Genomic DNA, 18,680 nt, shown 5'->3' on the forward strand with positions numbered 1-18,680 from the left:
CGTGTCGCAGGCGGACGGGGCGGGGTGAGCGGTGAGGATCGAGGCCATGGGTTTCCTGCTGCCGGTCTCCTTCACCCGCTGGAGCGCGTAACACCCGCAGCACCTGCTGCGGGTGTTCTTCCTCGGGGTGCCGCCGAGCAGGTCGCGGGGTCGCCCGAATGCGGAGCGCGACGCTGAGGGCGACAGCGCCGCCGGGCCCTCCGACACGGCGGTACGGCCCCTGTCGGAGGCCTGGGCAGGGGCCGGCCCGAGGAGGAAACCGGGGGCGGGGTGGTGGGCGTCCTCGGGTGTGGGGGTGGTGGACGTGTCGGACGGTGCGCGACGGGTTCGCAGGGTCGGTACGGCGGTACTGCCGGTACCGGCCGCCGCGGCCGGGTACGGATGGGCGAGCTGGTGCTTCGCGGGCTCGTCGGCACCGACGGGTGCCGTCGCGCTGGTGGGCGGGGCCGCCTTGGTCCTCGGCGCCTGCGCGGCGTACTTCGTGCTGGTCGGGGGCAGCGGCGGGTTCTTCGGGGCGCTGCTGCTGGCCCTCGGGATGCTGCTGGCCGTGGCGGCCGCCGACCAGGCGGCGCGGCGGCCGGCCGTGGCCGTCTGCGCGGTGCGCGAGGTGCACACCAAGGTGCAGGGCTCCGCCGGTGAGGGCGCTCCGCCCGAGCGGACGGTGTACCGCTTCGCCCTCGGCTGTCCGGGCGGCTACCCGGCCGAGCTGAAGGAGGACCGGGCCGTGGCGGCGGTCGGCGAGGAGGTCCGGGTCGCCTACGATCCCGGGCGCCGGGTCTCCCCGGAGCTGGAGGGGGCGACCACGCCGTCGAAGGCCGCTTCGTGGGCCGCCGCCCTCGTCGCCCTGAGCATGACGATCGCCTGGGCGAAACGGGCCCCCGCCCGGGAAGCCTGATCCGGTCCGCCGCGTCGGCCCGGCTCGGAAGCTCGCGCCGGTGGTGGTCCCGGTGGAGTCGGTGGCGGTCGCGGTGACCGTGACGGTGCCGCTGCTCCACGGCTTGCCGGTGACGCGTCCGGACGCCGGGTCGAGGGCCAGGCCCCAGGGCCGCCCGGTGGCGGACTTCCGCGACCGGGGGCGGCCCGTACCGAGGTTCCTGAACATCGCCGTGTCCGGGGCGGCCCGGCGCGAGGACTGACCCGCCGACCCCCACCAGGAGGAACACCCACGCCCACCCCTTCGCCCAAGACGGCCACCGGACGGGGAGCCCGGCGCTCCGCGCTGGTGGCCGGCCTCGGTGCCCTCGGCGCGCTCGGTCTGCCGGCCGCCTTCACCGTGGCCGGCTCCCGGGCCGCCGAGCGCGGTGCCGCCGCCGGTACGGCCGCCGCGGCAGCCCTGCCCGCGTACGACCACGTGCTGGTCGCGTGTTCGAGAACAAGCAGTACGGCGAGATCATCGGCAACGCGGGCGCCCCCTACATCAACCAGCTCGCGAACGGCGGCGCCAGTCTGACCGGCATGAAGGCGCTGACCCATCCCAGCCGGCCGAACTACTTCAACCTCTTCTCCGGCGGCACCCAGGGCATCACGGGGGACGCCTGCTTCACCCCGCAGTCGATGACGGCGGCCAACCTCGGCCACGAGGTCATCGCGGCCGGCAAGACCTTCGCGACGTACAACGAAGACCTGCCCGCCGAGGGGTCCACGGCCTGCACGAACGGCCAGTACGCGCAGAAGCACAACCCGTGGTTCGCCTTCAAGAACGTGCCGCTGAACAGCGGCAAGACCTGGACGCAGGTCCCGCAGAACAACTTCGCGGCCCTGCCGGACCTGTCGTTCGCCGTGCCCAACCTGTGCAACGACATGCACTCCTGCGCCGTCGGTTCGGGCGACACCTGGACGAAGAACAACCTCGACGCCTACGCGCAGTGGGCGAAGTCCCACAACAGCCTGCTGGTGCTGACCCGGGACGAGGACAACTACCTGGGCTCCAACCAGATCGCCACCGCTACGCGGCCACCGGCCTGCCCCTGGGCCTGTCCGCCGATCCCGGCTCCGGCCGGATCAGCGGCAAGCCGTGGTCCGTCGGCACGGTCCAGCTCACCGTGACCGCCACCGACTCCACGGGCGCGACCGTCACCGCCGCGTTCCCCCTCATCGTCAACTGGTTCTGAACCCACGCCCCCGCGCGGTGCGGCGGAAGCGCTCCCTCCGCACCCCGCGGCCGGTCCGGCGCGCCGACCGGGCCTCCGCGGTTCTTACGCTATAGTTGACCTTGAGCTCGGGGCCGCGAAACACGGTCCACGGGACATGCGTTGGTGGTCCAAGGAAAGACACCCCACTTCCCGTGGGGGGATGCAGGTGCAAGGCCTGCCCAGCGCTCGATCAAGGCCCCGGCCTCCTCGCGGAGACCGGGGCCTTCTGTCGTGCGCCCACCGGGCGCCCCCGCCCGGGCGGCCGGTCAGGAATGGAGAAGCGAAACCCGCCGCGCGCCCGTAGCGTGACCCGGACGGACACCGGTCGCGAGGATGGAGAAACGGGAAGCATGGCCACGAGGACGGACACGCGGTCGCCCGCGTCGCACGTTGCCGACAGCCACGACGTGATCCGCGTGCACGGTGCGCGCGAGAACAACCTCAAGGACGTCAGCATCGAGATCCCCAAGCGCCGGCTGACGGTGTTCACCGGCGTCTCCGGCTCCGGCAAGAGCTCCCTGGTGTTCAGCACGATCGCGGCCGAGTCGCAGCGGCTGATCAACGAGACGTACAGCGCGTTCGTCCAGGGCTTCATGCCGACGCTGGCGCGGCCCGAGGTCGACGTACTCGACGGGCTGACGACCGTGATCACCGTCGACCAGCAGCGGATGGGCGGTGACCCGCGCTCCACGGTCGGTACCGCCACCGACGCCAACGCGATGCTCCGCATCCTCTTCAGCCGCCTCGGGGCGCCCCACATCGGGCCGCCCGGCGCCTATGCCTTCAACGTCCCCTCCGTCCGGGCGAGCGGTGCCATCACCGTCGAGCGCGGGGCCAAGAAGGCGGTGAAGGCGGTCTTCAGCCGCACCGGCGGCATGTGCCCGCGCTGCGAAGGCCGCGGCTCGGTCTCCGACCTCGACCTCACCCAGCTCTACGACGACTCCAAGTCGCTCTCCGAGGGCGCGGTCACCATCCCCGGCTACGGTACGGACGGCTGGAACATGCGGCTGTACAAGGAGTCGGGCTTCCTCGACCCGGACAAGCCGATCCGCAAGTACACCAAGCGGGAACTGCACGACTTCCTGCACCACGAGCCGACCCGGATGAAGATCGCGGGCATCAACATGACCTACGAGGGACTCATCCCCCGGGTCCAGAAGTCGATGCTCTCCAAGGACCGGGAGGCGATGCAGCCGCACATCCGGGAGTTCGTGGACCGCGCGGTCACCTTCACCACTTGCCCCGAGTGCGCGGGCACCCGCCTCAGCGAGGGCGCCCGCTCGTCGAAGATCAAGGGGATCAGCATCGCCGACGCCTGTGCGATGCAGATCAGCGACCTCGCCGACTGGGTCCGCGGCCTCGACGAGCCCTCGGTGGCCCCGCTGCTCGCCGCGCTGCGGCAGACCCTCGACTCGTTCGGGGAGATCGGCCTCGGCTACCTCTCGCTCGACCGCCCCTCGGGCACGCTGTCGGGCGGCGAGGCACAGCGCGTCAAGATGATCCGCCACCTCGGCTCCTCGCTGACCGACGTGACCTACGTGTTCGACGAGCCCACCACCGGCCTGCACCCGCACGACATCCGGCGGATGAACGACCTGCTGCTGCGGCTGCGGGACAAGGGCAACACCGTGCTCGTGGTGGAGCACAAGCCGGAGACGATCGCGATCGCCGACCACGTGGTCGACCTCGGCCCCGGGGCCGGAACGGCCGGCGGCACCGTCTGCTTCGAGGGCACCGTCGAGGGGCTGAGGGGCGGCGGCACCATCACCGGCCGCCACTTCGACGACCGGGCCGCCCTCAAGGAGAAGCCGCGGACGCCCACCGGCACGCTGGAGATCCGCGGCGCGACGACGCACAACCTCCAGGGCGTCGACGTCGACATCCCGCTCGGGGTGCTGGCCGTCGTCACCGGAGTCGCCGGCTCCGGCAAGAGCTCGCTCGTGCACGGATCGCTCGTCAAGAGCCGGGGGGCCGCCGACGCGGGTGTGGTGTCGGTCGACCAGGGACCGATCCGCGGCTCGCGACGGAGCAACCCGGCCACGTACACCGGCTTGCTCGACCCGATCCGCAAGGCGTTCGCCAAGGCCAACGGGGTGAAGCCGGCCCTGTTCAGCTCCAATTCCGAAGGTGCCTGCCCCACCTGCAACGGCGCCGGGGTCGTCTACACCGACCTGGCGATGATGGCGGGCGTCGCCACCACCTGCGAGGAGTGCGAGGGCAAGCGGTTCCAGGCGTCGGTACTGGAGTACCGCCTCGGCGGCCGCGACATCAGCGAGGTCCTCGCGATGCCGGTGACCGAGGCCGAGGCGTTCTTCGGCGCGGGCGAGGCGCGCACCCCGGCCGCCCACCGCATCCTCGAACGGCTCGCCGACGTCGGGCTCGGCTACCTGACCATCGGCCAGCCGCTCACCACGCTCTCCGGCGGCGAGCGGCAGCGGCTCAAGCTGGCCACGCACATGGCGGACCGGGGCGGCGTCTACGTCCTCGACGAGCCGACCGCGGGACTGCACCTCGCCGACGTCGAGCAGTTGCTCGGCCTGCTCGACCGGCTCGTGGACTCCGGCAAGTCGGTCATCGTCGTGGAGCACCACCAGGCGGTCATGGCGCACGCCGACTGGATCATCGACCTCGGCCCCGGAGCGGGCCACGACGGCGGCCGGGTCGTCTTCGCGGGCACCCCCGCCGACCTCGTCGCCGCCCGCTCCACCCTCACCGGCGAACACCTCGCGGCGTACGTGGGCGCCTGACCGGGGCCCCGGAGGCCGCGGCCTCCGGGGGCGTCGTCCGGCTCCCCGTCGTCCGGCCGCCGTCATCCCCATGCGGTCGTCCGGCCCGTCCGACGCCAGGTCACCCGCCGGGCGTCAGGCGGTGCGGGCGGGGACGTAGGCGAGGCCGTGGGCGCCCGGCTCGCCCGCGCGGTCGACGTGCAGGGTGGCCACCGCCTCCATGCGGGACAGGTCGACCACCGTCACCGTGCTGGAGGAGACCGCCGCGACGTAGCCGTACCGGCCGTCGGGTGACGAGGTGATCGTCAGTGGGAAGGCGCCGACCTGCACGCTGCCGAGCTCCTCGCCGTCCTTCCCGTACACGTGCAGGAGCCCGGGCGCCTGCTCGCCCGGCGCCGCCCCGCCCGCCCGCATGCGCAGTTCCCCGGCCAGCACCAGGTCCGTGGCGGTGACGTGGACCGGGAAGACCAGGCCTTGGGTGCGGTGCGTCCGCACCACGGCGCCGTCGGCGGTGTCGATCACCCGGACCCCGGCGCCGGGCACCGGGCCGGTGACCGGGAAGTCGCCCTTGGGGGCGGCCGCGTACACGTAGCGTCCGTCGCGCGACGCCGCGATGCCCTCGCTGCCCGGCACCTCGATACGGCCGGCCGGGGCTCCCGAACCGATGTCGACGACCGAGAGGAACGGCGCCTCCTTGTTGGCGCTGTACGCCCGGCTCCCGTCCGGCGTGAGCGTGAACCAGTGCGGACCGGGCGCCCCCACGGGCAGTCGGCGCACCGGTTTGAGCGAGTCCGCGTCGAGGGCCACCAGGGCGCCCTCCTCGGCGCCGTACGCTTCGACGCTCACCCACAGCAGCTCGCCCGACGGGTCCAGGGCGATGCCGTGCGGCGCGCGTTCCGGTGCGAGGTCGATGACGTCGAGGATCCGCCGCCGGTCCGGATCGATCACGACGAGTTCGTGGGCCCGGCCGCCGTTGGCGTGGTAGTAGCCGGACCGGTAGGTGATCGTGGCGTACAGCCGCCGCCGTACCGGGTCGAAGCACAACTCGTGCGGTTCGCTGGGGACTTGCAGCACGCCGAGCCTGCGGAAGTCCACCGTGTCGAAGAAGGTGACCGTGGGGCCGCTCTGGCTCGCCACGGCGAGTACGTCGTTCGTGGTCTGTGTCATGGACCAGAGCCTGGACCCGCGTGCGGATTAACTCCAGTGCACTTATGGCAAGGTGTCATTGTGTGCAGCGAAATGATGCTGGCCGCATGCGGGTTGTGCGGACGGGGGAGTGAGGGGAGACACAGTGACGGGCCAAGACGCGGTGCAGGACGGACTCGGCCGGCAGCTGGACCTGAACCTGCTGGTCGCCCTGGACGCGCTCTTGGAGGAGGAGAGCGTCACGGGGGCCGCCGCCCGGCTGCACGTGTCCGCGCCCGCGATGAGCCGCACGCTCGGACGCATCCGTACGGTTCTGCGCGACCCCGTGCTCGTACGCGCCGGCCGGCAGCTCGTCCCCACGCCACGCGCCGTCGAACTGCGCCCGCGCGTCCACGCCCTCGTCCACCAGGCGAGCGCCCTGCTGGTACCCGAGCCGGTCACCGACCCGGCCCGGCTGTCCCGCGAATTCACCGTCCAGGCCGGTGAGATGGTCCTCGCCGGGCTCGCCCCGCGGCTCGTGGGCGCCGTCGCCCGCCGGGCGCCCGGGGTCACCCTGCGTTTCATGCCGGAGGCCCTGGAAGGCACACCCGCCCTGCGCGAGGGCCGGCTCGACCTCGAAATCGGCGTCATTGGCCACCCCGATCCGGAGACCCGCATCGAGTCCCTCGGCCGGACCCGCCTGCTGGCCGCCGTACGCGCCGGACACCCCCTGGCCCGCCGCAAGACGGTCAGCGCCCGGGCCTTCGCCGCCGCCGACCACATCGGCGTGTCCCGCCAGGGCCGGGTGCGCGGCCCGATCGACGAGCGGCTGGCCGAACTCGGGCTGACCCGGCGGGTGGTGGCCGTCGTACCGGGCTGGAGCACCGCCCTCTACCTCTGCCGGGAGACCGACCTGGTCTGCCTCGCCCCGGCCGGCGGCCCGACCGGCCATCAGGAACTGCTCGGGCTCAGCACGTTCGAGGTGCCGCTGGAACTGCCGCCCGTCACGCTCGACATGGCCTGGCACCCGCGCAACGACGCCGACCCCGCGCACCGCTGGCTCCGCGAACAGGTCCGCGAAAGCTGGCGGGCCGGCGGCGTTCCCGGGTAGACGGGCCGTGATGGACGGAAGGGACGGCCTACATGGGCGAGATGTTGATCGGGACGTGTTCCTGGACGGACAAGGCACTCATCGGCAGCGGGTGGTACCCGCCCGGACGGCGCGATCCGGAGGGGCGATTGCGGCACTACGCCGAACGGTTCCCGGTGGTGGAGGTGGACTCCGCTTACTACGCGCTGCCCAGCGAGCGGAACAGCAGGCTCTGGGTCGAACGCACGCCGCCGGGCTTCCGGTTCGACGTCAAGGCGTTCTCCCTGCTCACCGGGCACCCGACCCGCACGGCCGCCCTGCCCGCCGACCTCCGCGGCTACGACTCCCGCGATCCGGAACTCCTCGACGAGGTCTGGCGCCGTTTCCGCGCGGCGCTGCGGCCGCTCGGGGAGGCCGGCCGACTGGGCGCCGTACTGTTCCAGTTCCCGCCCCGGTTCCGGCCGGGCGCGCGGGCGGAGACCGTCCTGCACCACACCAGGACGCGGGCCCCCGGGCTGCCGATGGCCGTGGAGTTCCGCCACCCCGACTGGTGGCGCGAGGACCGGCGGGACCGTACCGCCGCCCTGTTGCGGGACCTGGGCGCAACCGCGGTGGCCGTGGACACGGTCCGGTCGCTGCCCACCTCCATACCGCCCGTCACACCGGTCACGTCCGACGGGCTCGGGGTGGTCCGGTTCCACGGCCGCAGCACCGCCTGGGGGACCGGCGGCAAGGAGGACCGCTTCCGCCACGCCTACAGCCACGGCGAGTTGGGCGAATGGCTGCCGCGCCTGCGCTCCCTCGCGGACCGCGTCGACCAGCTGCACGTCTTGTTCAACAACTGCTGCGGTGACGCCGCGGTGCGCGCCGCCGAGACCATGCGCAGCCTGCTGGACCACCACGAGGGGACGGGTGGATCAGCGACGGGCGCAGCGGGTCACCCCGCGCCGGGCCCGGGCGGTCAGAGCGCCCCGCCCCCTTGACCGGCGCCGACGCCGGTTGCCGTCTCCGCCTCGGCCGGGGCCTGCGCCGAACCGAGGAAGCGCTCCAGTTCGGCCCGGTCCCGGGTGCTGTCGCGCAGTTCGGCGACGGCGCGGTGGCGGCCGGAGCCGGAGGGCTCGCCGCCGAGTCCGGCGGCGAGGTCGAGCAGGCGCCGGGGCTGGCGCTGCCAGCCCGCGATCAGGATCGGGGCGCCCGAGGCCCGGGCCAGGCGGCGCAGGTCGAGGAGGAACTGCAGGCCCGTGAGGTCCATGAACGAGACACGGCTCATGTCGAGGACGACCGCCGCTCCGCCGGGCAGGGTCGCGAGCACGGCCTCCAGGTCCGCCTGCGCGGTGTGGTCGATCTCGCCCACAGGACTGATCCGCACGGCGTCCGGTCCCGTGCGCTCGACGCTGATCTCGAAGAAGGAGTCCATGGCGGTTCTCCTGCCGGGAGGTCCTCGTAGCAGTGCCTGTACCTGTCATAGAACACCTCCGCCACCGTGCGCAAGCGGGTCGGGACCGGGTGTGCCGCCGCGAGGTCGGGCAGTGCGGCCTATCCTGGAACCGGCGGCTGGTAGCGCGAGCGGCCTCCCGGCCGCCGGGCCCGGCCACGGGCGCGCACCCCTCTCCGAACCACCGCGCCCGCGTGCCGGCTCAGCCCCCGGATGACGACGCGGCCGACCCGTGCGGCCGACGTGGACGACGGGAGGAACGGACCGTGCCGGAACAGGGTGAGCGCCGGATCGTGCTGGTCCGGCACGCCAAGGCGGTACCGAAGCACGTCACGGAGGACTTCGAACGCGCGCTCGCCGACCGGGGCTGCCACGACGCCCCCCGGGCGGGCAGCTGGCTGCAGCGGTCCGGCTTCGCGGTGGACCTGGCCCTGTGTTCCTCCGCCCGGCGGGCCCGCCAGACCTGGCAGCTGATGCTGCCCCGGCTGAGCGAGCCGCCTCCCACCCTCTACCAGGCCCGGCTCTACGAAGCCGAGGCGCACGATCTGCTCTCGGCCGTGGCCGAGGCCTCGGCCGAGGTGACCGGCCTGGTGCTGGTGGGCCACAACCCCGCCGTCCACGAGGTCGCCAAGAGCCTGTGCGGCGGCGGCCCGAAGCAGCTGGTGCACCGCCTCCAGAACGCCTTCCCCACCTCCGCCGTCGCCGTGCTGACCGTGGACGGCGGCTGGGAGGGCGTCGCGCCGGGCGCGGCCCGACTGGCTGCCTTCTGGGCACCGGGCGACGACTGACCGAAGCCCCCCGGCCGCCGCGGCGGCCGCCCGTCACCGCGTCGCGGGTGGCACAGTGGGTGCATGTGTGGCCGTTACGCATCCACCCGCGCCCCCGCCGACCTGGCCGGCCTCTTCGAGGCCCGCTGGGATCCGCGCGAGACCCTCGCCCCGAGCTGGAACGTCGCCCCCACCGACCCGGTCTGGGCCGTCGTCGAACGCAAGGACCGGGACACCCACGCCGTCGAGCGCAGGCTGCGCGCCGTGCGCTGGGGCCTGGTCCCCTCCTGGGCCAAGGACCCGGGCGTCGGCGCCCGGATGATCAATGCCCGCGTGGAGACCGTCCACGAGAAGCCGGCCTTCCGCCGGGCGCTCGCCAAGCGGCGGTGCCTGCTGCCCGCGGACGGCTTCTACGAGTGGCAGACCGAGCCGGCCGGCCACGACGGCAAGACCTACAAGCAGCCCTACTTCATCCGCCCCGAGGACACCTCGGTGATGGCCATGGCCGGGCTCTACGAGTTCTGGCGCGACCGCGGCGTCGCAGACGACGACGACCCGGCGGCCTGGCTGACGACGGTCACCGTCATCACCACCGAGGCCGCGGACGCGGCCGGCCGCATCCACCCCCGGATGCCCCTCGCCCTCGACCCGGCGGACTACCAGGCCTGGCTCGACCCCGCCCATCAGGACGTGAACGCCCTGCGTGCCCTGCTGCACACCCCGGCAGGCGGCCGGCTCGCCGTCCGCGCGGTGTCCACCGAGGTCAACAGCGTCCGCAACAACGGTCCCCACCTGCTGGAGGACGCCCCCGCGCGGTGAGGAAGGCGGCCGCGCGCTCCCCCCACGTACCGACCTCGGCCCGGGTCCGGGCGACGTGCGCTTCCGCGCCGGGCAGCGACCCGGCCAGGGTCCGCGCCGTCGACAGCGGATGGCCGGGATCGCCGTCCCAGGCGAGAATCAGGGCCGGCAGCCGCAGTGCGCCGAGCGCGGCCGGGGCGGGCAGGTCCGACAGGGCGAGCCCGCGCAGGACCGCGGGAAGGATCCGGGCCGGCGGCGTGGGCGGGAACCGCGGTACGCCGGCCACCACCGCCGGGCCCGGGCGCGCGGCCCGGCCGGCGAGCCAGCTGTCCACCCCCTCACGTTCGACGGTCTCGGCAGCCGCCCTGTTGGACCGGGCGTACTCCTGTCGCGTCGTCCACGCCGTGGGCGGGATCAGCAGCACCAGCGCGCGGAACCGCCCCGGTGCCCGGACCGCGGCGTGCAGCACGGTGGCGCAGCCCATCGAGGAGCCCATGGCGTCGACCGGGCCGGGGGTGTCCAGGTGGCCGAGGAGGGCGAGCAGATCCTCGGCGAGGCTCTCGTAGGTGTAGTCGGCGGCCACGGCCGCGCCGGTGGACCGCCCGTGCCCGCGGGCGTCGTACCGCACGAGGCGCCGCCCCGCCCGCAGCAGCGGCGCCCAGTCGAACAGGCCCATCCGTTCTTCGACGGCCCGGCTGGCGAAGCCGCCGTGCGCGTACACGGCGAGCGGGCCTTCGCCGCGGTCGTCGTAGGCCAGTTCGGCCCCGCGGCACTTGAAGCGGCCTTCGCGGCCGGTCGTGCTCATCGCCGGGCCCTGCGGGGGTCGCAGCCGCCCCGGGTCAGGACCGCTCGTCCTCGGGGGAGCCGAAGTTGCCGTAGCCCTTCAGCTCGTGCGCCGTGCGGCGGCTGCCGTCCGAGGGGAACGTCCGGGCTTCGGTCTCGCGGCGTTCCTCGGGACTCCCGGCGCCCGCGGGCCGGCGGGGCTGCTGGGCCGCCGTGGGCGGCTCCGGCTCGGCTGCGCGCCGTTTCATGCCCCACCACACCGCCCCGATCAGCAGGACGACGACGATCACGCCGATCACCGAGGCGAAGGCGGTTCCCGAAGCGCTCATCGCGAGCGCGGTGGCCGAATTCATCATGGAGCCGTTTCCTTTCGTCGGGCGCCGCCCCGGGGCCGCGGGCGGCTCCGGCGCGGACGTCCTCTTCTCCCACCGCGCGGCTGCCCGCAAGGGGGAGGGCGAAACGGCGCGGGCGGCGCCCTCAGTGCGGGGCGCGCCCGTTGGGGGAGAGGTGGTAGACGGCGAAGGCACGGTCGATGACCGGCATGGCGACGTTGCGCACCCGGATCCCGCCGGCCGTCATCCCGTGCTCCTTGCCGGCGTGGGCGTGGCCGTGGACGGCGAGGTCGGCGCCCGCCCCGTCGACGGCCTCGGCCAGCAGGTAGCTGCCGAGGAAGGGGTAGATCTCCCTCGGTTCCCCCGCCAGGGTGTCCTCGACGGGGGAGAAGTGCGTCAGGGCGATCCGGATGGCGCAGTCGGCGCCCCGCAGTCGGTCGAGGGACTCCCGAAGGCTGTCGGCGCTGCGGCGGGTGTACTGGACGAACGCCTTCATCTCGGGCTCGCCGAAGTCGCTGGCGCAGCGCCCTGCGAAGCCGCCGCCGAAGCCCTTGGTGCCGGCGACGCCGACTCTCGTGCCGCCGATGTCGAGGACCACGCCGTCGCCTTCCAGGACGTGGACCCCGACCCGGGCGAGCTCCTCGGCGACGGCGGCTTCCTGGTCGCTCTGGTAGTCGTGGTTGCCCAGCACCGCCGCGACCGGGACGGGCAGTCCGGCCACTTCCCGGGCGACGACGCGGGCTTCCTCGGCGGTGCCGTGCCGGGTCAGGTCCCCGGCGAGCAGCAGCAGGTCGGCATGGTTGCCGACGGTCTCGAAGGCCGGCCGCAGCGTTCCCTCGCTGCCGGGTCCGAGGTGGATGTCACCGACGGCCGCGACGCGGATCATGACAGCTCTTCCGAGTGGTCGGGCGGTGCGGCGCAGTTCACCGTCAGGTCCTGGTGCCAGGGCACGCCCGCCAGCTCCTCCCCGGCGATGCGCAGCACCTCCGTCCGGCAGTCGGCGCTGGTGACGCTGCCCGACAGGTGGGCGGTGGCCCCGTGCATCTCGATCCGTACGCCCAGCTCGGCGATGTCCTCGCGGGCCAGCCGGTCCCGCAGGTGCTGGATGCGGTACTCGATCAGCTCGGCGGTGTTCATACCGTTCATCCGGGTTGTCCCCTCACTGCGCCCTCGCTCCGCTCATGACCTTCATGCCGTTCGTGCCGTTGGAGTCGTCCGCCGCGGCCCCGCGCGCCTGCTGAGCCGTCTGCCCGGCCGCCTCCCGCTCCCGCCTCGGCGCGATGACCCGCAGCCGTTCGAGCAAGTAGAAGAACGCGTCCGCCAGGGGCGCGGCCCGGTGGTCCCGGTACATCCGGTCCCAGTCGATCTGCTCGCGCAGCATCCGGGCCATCGGCAGCAGGTCGCCGAAGTCGCAGTAGTGCTCGCAGAGCGCGGCCAGCCGGCTGTCCATGAGGTCGGTGGGGGAGAGGACCGGCATCCACACCGAGTCCACGGGCAGCACCACCGCGCGGTCCAGCAGCTCCCTGCTCACCGGACGGCGGGCCAGCTCGAAGATCAGGTCGATCTCCTCGCCGCCCGCCCGGCCCTTGACCAGCCAGTCCTCGGGCGCTCGGCGCATGGAGATGCCGCCCGCCTCCAGAGCCTTGATCACGGCCTCGGCGTCCTCGCGCATGACGCAGAAGTCCGTGTCGTGCTGGAAGCGCGGTGGCAGGCCGTGCGCGAACGCGGCCACGCTGCCGGCCAGCGCGAACGGCTGCCCCGACGCCTTGAGCAGCGCCGCCACCCGTTTGGTGGTCTCCAGGATCGCTTGCGTATGGTCGTGCGGCAGGGGCCCGTCGGTCGGCGCGGGGGCGCGCAGGTCCGCCAGCCGGGCGACGTCACCGTCGGGCCGGGCAGCACGGTTCTTCGCGGAGCGGCTCACTGCAATCACTCGTCCACTGGCTCGTTCCTGAGCGGCCGCGGGGGTGTCCGCGGCCGCGGAGGCCGGCAGTCAGTCCTCACCGCGCACGATATTCCAGCCGGGGCAGCGGCGCGCGGGCTCGTCGACGGCCACACCTCCTGTACTCCCTTGAGCGCTTTCGTGAAGAGCGGTTACCCCCTCGGCGGCGCCTCATACGTCCGCCCGTGCGGGGGGCCGCGGTCAGCGGCCGCCCCCGGGCTCCGCCATGCGGTGGTGCATCAGGGCTTTGACGCGGTCGGGCAGGACGCGGTTCGCCACGGCGCCCTGGAGTTTGGTCTTCACCGAACCCGCGACGATCTTCTGCCGGCCCTCCGTCATCGCCTGGAACCCCTGCTCCGCGACCAGCGCGGGGTTGTCCTTCTTCGCGCGCCCCACGCGGGTGTCGAGCATGTGGGCCCTGCGGAAGAAGTCGGTGGCGGTGGCGCCGGGCATCAGGGAGGTGACGGTGACGCCGGTGCCCCTCAGTTCGTCGCTCAGGGCCTGGCTGAACGACTGGAGGAAGGATTTCGACGCGTTGTACACCGCCTGGTACGGCCCGGGCATCGTCGAGGCGATCGAGGAGGTGATGAGCACCCGGCCGGCCCCACGGCCGACCATGTCCGGCAACAGCCGTTTGGCCAGGTGGACGGTGGCGGTGATGTTCAGGTCGATGATGCGGGCGTCGTCCGACAGGTCGGTGTCCAGGAAGGCACCGCCGTGTCCGACCCCCGCGTTGAGGGCGAGTGCGGCGACCGGACGGCCGAGGCCGGAGACCGCCCGGCACAGGGTCTCGACCCCGTCGTAGAGGGCGAGGTCGGCGCGTACGGCGGTGACCTCGGTGCCCTGCTCGCGCAGTTCCTCCGCCGCGAGGGCGAGGCCGCCGTCCTCGGCGGTCACGAGCAGGTCGTATCCGTGTCCGGCGCACACTCGGGCGAGTTCGAGGCCGATGCCGCTGGAAGCGCCGGTGATGACGGCAAGAGGGCGATTGGTGTCCATGTCGCTGCGGCTACCCGGCACCCGTGCCGGTACGCCCCGCCCCGCCCGTCAGTCCCGGGCGGTCACCCGGATGCTCTTGACCTCGCTGTCCGCGGCGTCCGGTACGACCATGCCCGCCTCGACGCCGGTGCGCAGGTACCGCAGGACCTCTTCCGTCAGCCGGTCCCCGGGCACCACCACGGGGATCCCGGGCGGGTACGGGGTCAGCATCTCCGCCGCGATCCGGCCCACGGCCCGGTCCAGCGGGACCTGCTCGGCCGGGCCGAAGAATGCGTCGCGGGGCAGCGCGGCGGACTCCAGCCGCAGCCCGGCCGGGTCCGGGACCTCCACCCGGCGGGCCGGGCGCAGCTCGGCGGCGTGCGCGGCCAGGTCCCGCAACGCCTCCAGCAGCCGGTCGGCGGTGTCCGGCCCGTCGGCGTGCGTCAGCTGGGCGCTGATGCGGCGGTGGTCGGACAGGTGCAGGTTGATCTGCCGGTGCTCGCGCAGCCAGTCGGCCGCCCGGTACCCCGTCGTCCCGAGCCCGGTGATGTCGATGATGATCTGGAGGGGGTCCAGGTCGAAGGCCCGGCCAGGGCCGCAGAAGTCCTCCCGGCCGTGCACGTGCATGCCGTCGATCTCCGCGATCCGCTTGCGGACGGACTCCGCCAGCGCCAGCGCGTCGTCGTAGAGGGCCCGGCCGTGCTCGACCATCTGCCGGCGCCAGCCGTCGAGGGCGGCGTAGATCAGGACCGAGGGACTCGTGGTTCCCAGCAGGTCCTCGCGGCTCTTCAGCACCTCCGGCTTCACGAGGTCGCCCTGGAGGTGGAAGACGGAGCCCTGCTCCAGCCCTGATCCCATCTTGTGCACGGAGGTGACGCACACGTCGGCACCGGCGTCCATCGCCCAGGTCGGCAGGTCGGGATGGAACGGCAGGTGCGCGCCCCACGCCTCGTCCACGATCAGCGGTTTTCCGTGCTCGTGGCAGATCCTCGCGATCGCAGCGAGGTCGGTGGACGTCCCGTACGGCGTGGGACCGGTCACCAGGGCGCCCTTGACGTCCGGATGCGCGGCGAAGGCGTCGGCGAACGCCTGCGCGGACGGCGGATGGGCGAGGTGGCGTTCCGGGTCCCAGCTCGGCTCCACCCACACCGGCCGGATGCCGGAGAGGATGAGCCCGGACACCACGGACTTGTGGGCGTCCCGGCCCACCAGCAGTTCCTCGTGCGGCCCGGCCACCGACAGCATGGCCGACTTGACCGACAGCGAGCTGCCGCAGGTGGAGAAGAAGGCGTGCTCCGCCCCGACGGCGTCCGCCATGAGCTCCTGAGCCCGCTCCAGCACCCCGTGCGAGGACGTGCGGTCGTCGAGCCCGCTGGTCGCGAGGACGTCGGAGTGGAACACCGCGTCCCCCAGCACCGCGCGGACCCGTGGATCCGCGCCGCGCGCCTGTTTGTGCCCGGGGGGCGTGAAGGGGGTCTGGCCACTGGCGTGGTACGCCGCGAGTGCGTCGAGAACGGGGGCTTCTGACTGGTCCATGCGCCGCGCCTGCCCGACCGTCACGGCGCGAAACGACGAGCGGGGTCCGGACCACCCGGACGGGGGATGGACGTGGAGCCGCCCGGACCCCGCAGCCGCGGGTCAGTCCAGGCGGATCGCGAGCACGCAGGCGTCGTCCTCGTGGTAGTCGGCGGGATCGGCGGACATCACCCGGTCGAGCGTTTCCCGCACGCCCAGCCCGGCGCAGGACTCCAGCACCTTGCGCAGGGTGTCGATGCCGTACGTGATGTCCTGGCCGCGCCGCTCCACCATGCCGTCGGTGTACAGCAGCAGCAGGTCCCCGGGGTACAGCTGGACGGTCGCGGTGGCGTACTCGTGCCCCGGCAGCAGGCCGAACAGCGGCCCCCGGTGCTCCGTGTCGAGCGCCGTGGCCGTGTCCCCGCGCAGCAGCAGCGGAGCGGGGTGCCCGGCGCACGCCCACCGCAGCTCCCGCCCGGCGTCGATGTGGCCGATGATCCCCGTGGCGGTCTCGGCCGCCGGGTCGGAGCACACCAGCTCGTTGAGCCAGGTGGTCAGCTGACCGGCGTGGGTGCCGGGGGAGTGCGCCAGGCCCGCGAGGGCGTGCCGCTGCTGCGCCATGCGGGCCACCGCGTCCAGCCCGTGGCCGCAGGCGTCCCCGATGGCCAGCAGGATCCGGCCGTCGGGCAGCAGGCGGCTCTTGTACCAGTCTCCGCCGACCGAGGCGTCCTCCTCCGCCGGCAGGTACGCGGCCGCCACCGAGATGCCGAGGGCCTCCAGCTCGGCGGAGTGCGTGGGCAGCAGGGCCTCCCTGAGTGCCGACGCCACCCGGTGCTCGGCCGCCGCCTCTTCGCGCAGCCGTTCCGTCTGGCGGCGGGTCGCCGCCAGCCGCTGCCGGCTGCGTACCTGGGCCGTGAGGTCGCGGGCGATCAGCCGCAGCAGCCACGGCAGCCCGTCCGTCGCGATGACCGGGTGTCCCACCAGGGTGAGGGTGCGGACCTCGCCGAGGACGGTGAACCGGACCTCGGCGCCGGGCGGCTCCTCCCCGTCGAGCAGGGCCGTCATCAGCTTCGCGAAGCGCGGGATGTCCTCCGGCAGCACCGCGTCGCACAGCTCGGTCAGCGACAGCGGCCGGGCCGGATCCGTGCGGAAGATCGAAGCCAGTCCCTCGGACCAGATGACGGCTCCCGACAGCAGGTCCCAGGTGCCCCACCCCATGGAGGCGATGTACTGGGCGTCGAGCGACATCATCTCCGTCCGGTTCAGGGCCGGACGCCAGGTCGCCAGCACCCTGTCCCCACAGGAGGCGGCGTCGTAGAGCAGTTTGGTGCGGTGCAGGCCGTCCCGGTGCTGCTCGGTGTAGTCCACGGCGTACGAGTGGACGGCACGCCCGGTGTCCAGCACCTCGCTCAGGACGCCCACCAGGCCGCCCGCCGCCGCGCCGGGCTGCACCTCCAGCAGCTGCCGGCCGACCTGGGTGTCGGGCGTGTCGAGCCACTGCGCGGAGCGGACGTGGTTGCCCGCGCGGACCCTGAAGTCGACGACCCGGCCCCCCTCGTCCCGGACGGGGGCCAGTAGCGCCGCCGAGACCGGGATGGCGGGCAGTGCCGCGCAGACGCACCCCCAGGGATCGTGGCCGCCCGGCCCGGCGGAATCGTCGGAGCAGGAGTGCGAGGCCCCCTCGCCCCCGCCGCACGGGCAGCCGGCCGGGGCCCCTTCGGTCGCCGGTGCCCGGTCGTCCTCGCGCACCCCCGCTTCCCGGCGCGCGGCGGCGCGCAATGCCGCCACCTCGCGCGCGATGAGCAGTTTGAGGGAGGCGGGATCCTGCGGGACGGCCGGGCTCATCCGGATCCACCGCCAGGCCGGCCGGCCGTGCCGGGCCGGCCCTTCGGGGAGTTGCGCACGACGCGCCTCCTTCGATCGGGGTCAGGGCTGCGAACGAGCGCCTGCCCGCCCGGTCGGCCGTCCACCCCTCTTACCGGCACATTGGGGCCGTCCGGCCCAGCGTTCCGGGACGTTGGTCCGGTGTCCGCTCATCCTTGGGGGCCGTCGGCCCGCAGTTCCCGCAGGGCGGGAAGCAGGGTCGAGCGCGCCCAGTCCAGGAACGGCTCCTGGTGCTGGCCGCCGACCTGGACGAGCGCCACTTCCGTGAAGCCGGCCTCCACGAAGGGACGCACGGCGTCCACGAAGACGTCCACGTCGTCGCCGCACGGCACGGACTCCGCGATGTCCTCGGGGCGCACGTGCTGGGCGGCCTGGTCGAAGGCGGCCGGCCCGGGCAGCTCCGCGTTGACCTTCCAGCCGCCCGCCGACCAGCGGAACTGCTCGTGAGCCCGCTTGACGGCCGCGTCCCGGTCCGGGTCGTAGCACACGGGCAGCTGGCCGACGCGCGGCTTTCCGGCGCCGCCGGCCCGGTCGAAGGACTCCAGCAGGTCCCGTTCCGGCTCGATGGCGATCACCAGGTCGGCGAGCCGCCCCGCGAGGTCGCAGGACTTGGCTCCGGAGACGGCGATGCCGATGGGCGGCGGCTCGGACGGCAGGTCCCACAGCCGGGCGTTCTCCACGTCGAAGTACTGGCCGTGATGGTTCACCGAGCGGCCTTCGAAGAGGCCCCGGATGATCTCGACGGCCTCCTCCAGCATCTCCAGCCGGACATGCGCCGCGGGCCAGCCCGGTCCGACCACGTGCTCGTTCAGGTTCTCGCCCGAACCGAGGCCCAGCCGGAACCGGCCGCCGGACAGCAGCTGCATGGTCGCGGCCTTCTGGGCGACGACCGCGGGGTGGTACCGCATGGTCGGACAGGTCACGTACGTCATCAGCGGGATCCGCGAAGTGGCCTGGGCCGCCGCGCCCAGGACGCTCCACGCGTACGGGGAGTGCCCCTGCTCCTCCAGCCAGGGGAAGTAGTGGTCCGAGGTCACGGAGAAGTCGAAACCCGCCCGCTCCGCACCGACCACGTGCTCGACCAGCTCCCGGGGGCCGGCCTGCTCGGTCATCATCGTGTATCCGATTCGCACCATGGGCCGCGTCTTACCGGTCTGCCCCGGCGCGAAACCTGACCGT

19 protein-coding genes and 1 pseudogene are annotated in these 18,680 nt (G+C 73.5%); 8 read left to right on the plus strand and 12 right to left on the minus strand.

All coding sequences use genetic code 11. The annotated features are described in order from the left end of the window. The first annotated feature begins 304 nt into the window (after positions 1 to 304). Positions 305 to 895, plus strand: a complete 591-nt coding sequence (locus tag ACWGH1_RS29310; RefSeq protein ID WP_453354755.1) for a hypothetical protein — start codon at positions 305 to 307, stop codon at positions 893 to 895. An 87-nt stretch (positions 896 to 982) separates the two neighbouring features. Here the strand turns inward: ACWGH1_RS29310 and ACWGH1_RS29315 are convergent. Then, positions 983 to 1,102: pseudogene (locus ACWGH1_RS29315) on the minus strand (hypothetical protein); the annotation flags it as partial. A gap of 260 nt (positions 1,103 to 1,362) precedes the next feature. Here ACWGH1_RS29315 and ACWGH1_RS29320 point away from each other — a divergent pair. The 3 genes from ACWGH1_RS29320 (at position 1,363) to ACWGH1_RS29330 (ending at position 4,879) form a co-directional block, all read left to right on the plus strand. Continuing rightward, positions 1,363 to 2,046 (plus strand): alkaline phosphatase family protein, encoded by a 684-nt coding sequence (locus tag ACWGH1_RS29320; protein ID WP_453354754.1) that lies wholly within the window; start codon positions 1,363 to 1,365, stop codon positions 2,044 to 2,046. Then, on the plus strand, positions 2,001 to 2,111 hold the full coding sequence (locus tag ACWGH1_RS29325) for a hypothetical protein (RefSeq protein WP_453354757.1): 111 nt from the start codon (positions 2,001 to 2,003) through the stop codon (positions 2,109 to 2,111). The genes ACWGH1_RS29320 and ACWGH1_RS29325 overlap by 46 nt, the downstream gene beginning before the upstream one ends. A gap of 371 nt (positions 2,112 to 2,482) precedes the next feature. Then, positions 2,483 to 4,879, plus strand: coding sequence for an ATP-binding cassette domain-containing protein (locus ACWGH1_RS29330; protein ID WP_453354753.1), 2,397 nt, complete (start codon positions 2,483 to 2,485; stop codon positions 4,877 to 4,879). A gap of 114 nt (positions 4,880 to 4,993) precedes the next feature. Here ACWGH1_RS29330 and ACWGH1_RS29335 read toward each other — a convergent pair whose 3' ends face one another. Then, complete coding sequence (locus tag ACWGH1_RS29335; RefSeq protein ID WP_453409158.1) at positions 4,994 to 6,025, minus strand: YncE family protein; 1,032 nt, start codon at positions 6,023 to 6,025, stop codon at positions 4,994 to 4,996. A 124-nt stretch (positions 6,026 to 6,149) separates the two neighbouring features. Between ACWGH1_RS29335 and ACWGH1_RS29340 the strand changes: the two genes are divergently transcribed. Together ACWGH1_RS29340 and ACWGH1_RS29345 are read left to right on the plus strand one after the other, a co-directional pair. Continuing rightward, entirely contained in the window at positions 6,150 to 7,094 is a 945-nt protein-coding gene (locus ACWGH1_RS29340; RefSeq protein WP_453357083.1) for a LysR family transcriptional regulator, read from the plus strand. A 32-nt stretch (positions 7,095 to 7,126) separates the two neighbouring features. After that, a complete protein-coding gene (locus ACWGH1_RS29345; RefSeq protein WP_453357084.1) occupies positions 7,127 to 8,056 on the plus strand; it encodes a DUF72 domain-containing protein in 930 nt (309 codons plus the stop codon). Here ACWGH1_RS29345 and ACWGH1_RS29350 read toward each other — a convergent pair. Continuing rightward, complete coding sequence (locus tag ACWGH1_RS29350; protein WP_453357085.1) at positions 8,035 to 8,490, minus strand: STAS domain-containing protein; 456 nt, start codon at positions 8,488 to 8,490, stop codon at positions 8,035 to 8,037. The genes ACWGH1_RS29345 and ACWGH1_RS29350 overlap by 22 nt on opposite strands. Before the next feature lie 284 nt (positions 8,491 to 8,774). Between ACWGH1_RS29350 and ACWGH1_RS29355 the strand changes: the two genes are divergently transcribed. Both ACWGH1_RS29355 and ACWGH1_RS29360 read left to right on the plus strand, forming a co-directional pair. Next, on the plus strand, positions 8,775 to 9,296 hold the full coding sequence (locus tag ACWGH1_RS29355) for a SixA phosphatase family protein (RefSeq protein WP_453357505.1): 522 nt from the start codon (positions 8,775 to 8,777) through the stop codon (positions 9,294 to 9,296). 63 nt (positions 9,297 to 9,359) lie between these two features. Next, complete coding sequence (locus ACWGH1_RS29360) at positions 9,360 to 10,094, plus strand: SOS response-associated peptidase (protein ID WP_453357504.1); 735 nt, start codon at positions 9,360 to 9,362, stop codon at positions 10,092 to 10,094. Here ACWGH1_RS29360 and ACWGH1_RS29365 read toward each other — a convergent pair. From ACWGH1_RS29365 to ACWGH1_RS29405, 9 genes are all read right to left on the minus strand, one after another. After that, the gene (locus tag ACWGH1_RS29365; protein ID WP_453409159.1) at positions 10,039 to 10,878 is read right to left on the minus strand and encodes an alpha/beta fold hydrolase; all 840 of its coding nucleotides are present in this window, start codon (positions 10,876 to 10,878) and stop codon (positions 10,039 to 10,041) included. The two genes, ACWGH1_RS29360 and ACWGH1_RS29365, sit on opposite strands and share 56 nt — an antisense overlap. Before the next feature lie 34 nt (positions 10,879 to 10,912). Beyond that, on the minus strand, positions 10,913 to 11,212 hold the full coding sequence (locus ACWGH1_RS29370) for a DUF6479 family protein (RefSeq protein ID WP_453409160.1): 300 nt from the start codon (positions 11,210 to 11,212) through the stop codon (positions 10,913 to 10,915). 121 nt (positions 11,213 to 11,333) lie between these two features. Next, complete coding sequence (locus tag ACWGH1_RS29375) at positions 11,334 to 12,074, minus strand: metallophosphoesterase family protein (RefSeq protein WP_453355172.1); 741 nt, start codon at positions 12,072 to 12,074, stop codon at positions 11,334 to 11,336. Further along, positions 12,071 to 12,334 (minus strand): hypothetical protein, encoded by a 264-nt coding sequence (locus tag ACWGH1_RS29380; protein WP_453355173.1) that lies wholly within the window; start codon positions 12,332 to 12,334, stop codon positions 12,071 to 12,073. The genes ACWGH1_RS29375 and ACWGH1_RS29380 overlap by 4 nt, the downstream gene beginning before the upstream one ends. 13 nt (positions 12,335 to 12,347) lie before the next feature. Further along, the gene (locus ACWGH1_RS29385; RefSeq protein ID WP_453355174.1) at positions 12,348 to 13,109 is read right to left on the minus strand and encodes a nucleotidyltransferase family protein; all 762 of its coding nucleotides are present in this window, start codon (positions 13,107 to 13,109) and stop codon (positions 12,348 to 12,350) included. A gap of 219 nt (positions 13,110 to 13,328) precedes the next feature. Then, complete coding sequence (locus ACWGH1_RS29390) at positions 13,329 to 14,123, minus strand: SDR family NAD(P)-dependent oxidoreductase (RefSeq protein ID WP_453355175.1); 795 nt, start codon at positions 14,121 to 14,123, stop codon at positions 13,329 to 13,331. A 48-nt stretch (positions 14,124 to 14,171) separates the two neighbouring features. Then, positions 14,172 to 15,638, minus strand: a complete 1,467-nt coding sequence (locus tag ACWGH1_RS29395) for an aminotransferase class I/II-fold pyridoxal phosphate-dependent enzyme (RefSeq protein WP_453355176.1) — start codon at positions 15,636 to 15,638, stop codon at positions 14,172 to 14,174. Between the two features lie 102 nt (positions 15,639 to 15,740). Further along, positions 15,741 to 17,462, minus strand: a complete 1,722-nt coding sequence (locus tag ACWGH1_RS29400; RefSeq protein WP_453355177.1) for a PP2C family protein-serine/threonine phosphatase — start codon at positions 17,460 to 17,462, stop codon at positions 15,741 to 15,743. Between the two features lie 188 nt (positions 17,463 to 17,650). After that, entirely contained in the window at positions 17,651 to 18,637 is a 987-nt protein-coding gene (locus ACWGH1_RS29405; RefSeq protein ID WP_453409161.1) for an LLM class F420-dependent oxidoreductase, read from the minus strand. Positions 18,638 to 18,680: the final 43 nt, after the last annotated feature.

The sequence above is a fragment of the Streptomyces sp. NPDC054883 genome, from assembly GCF_053610645.1.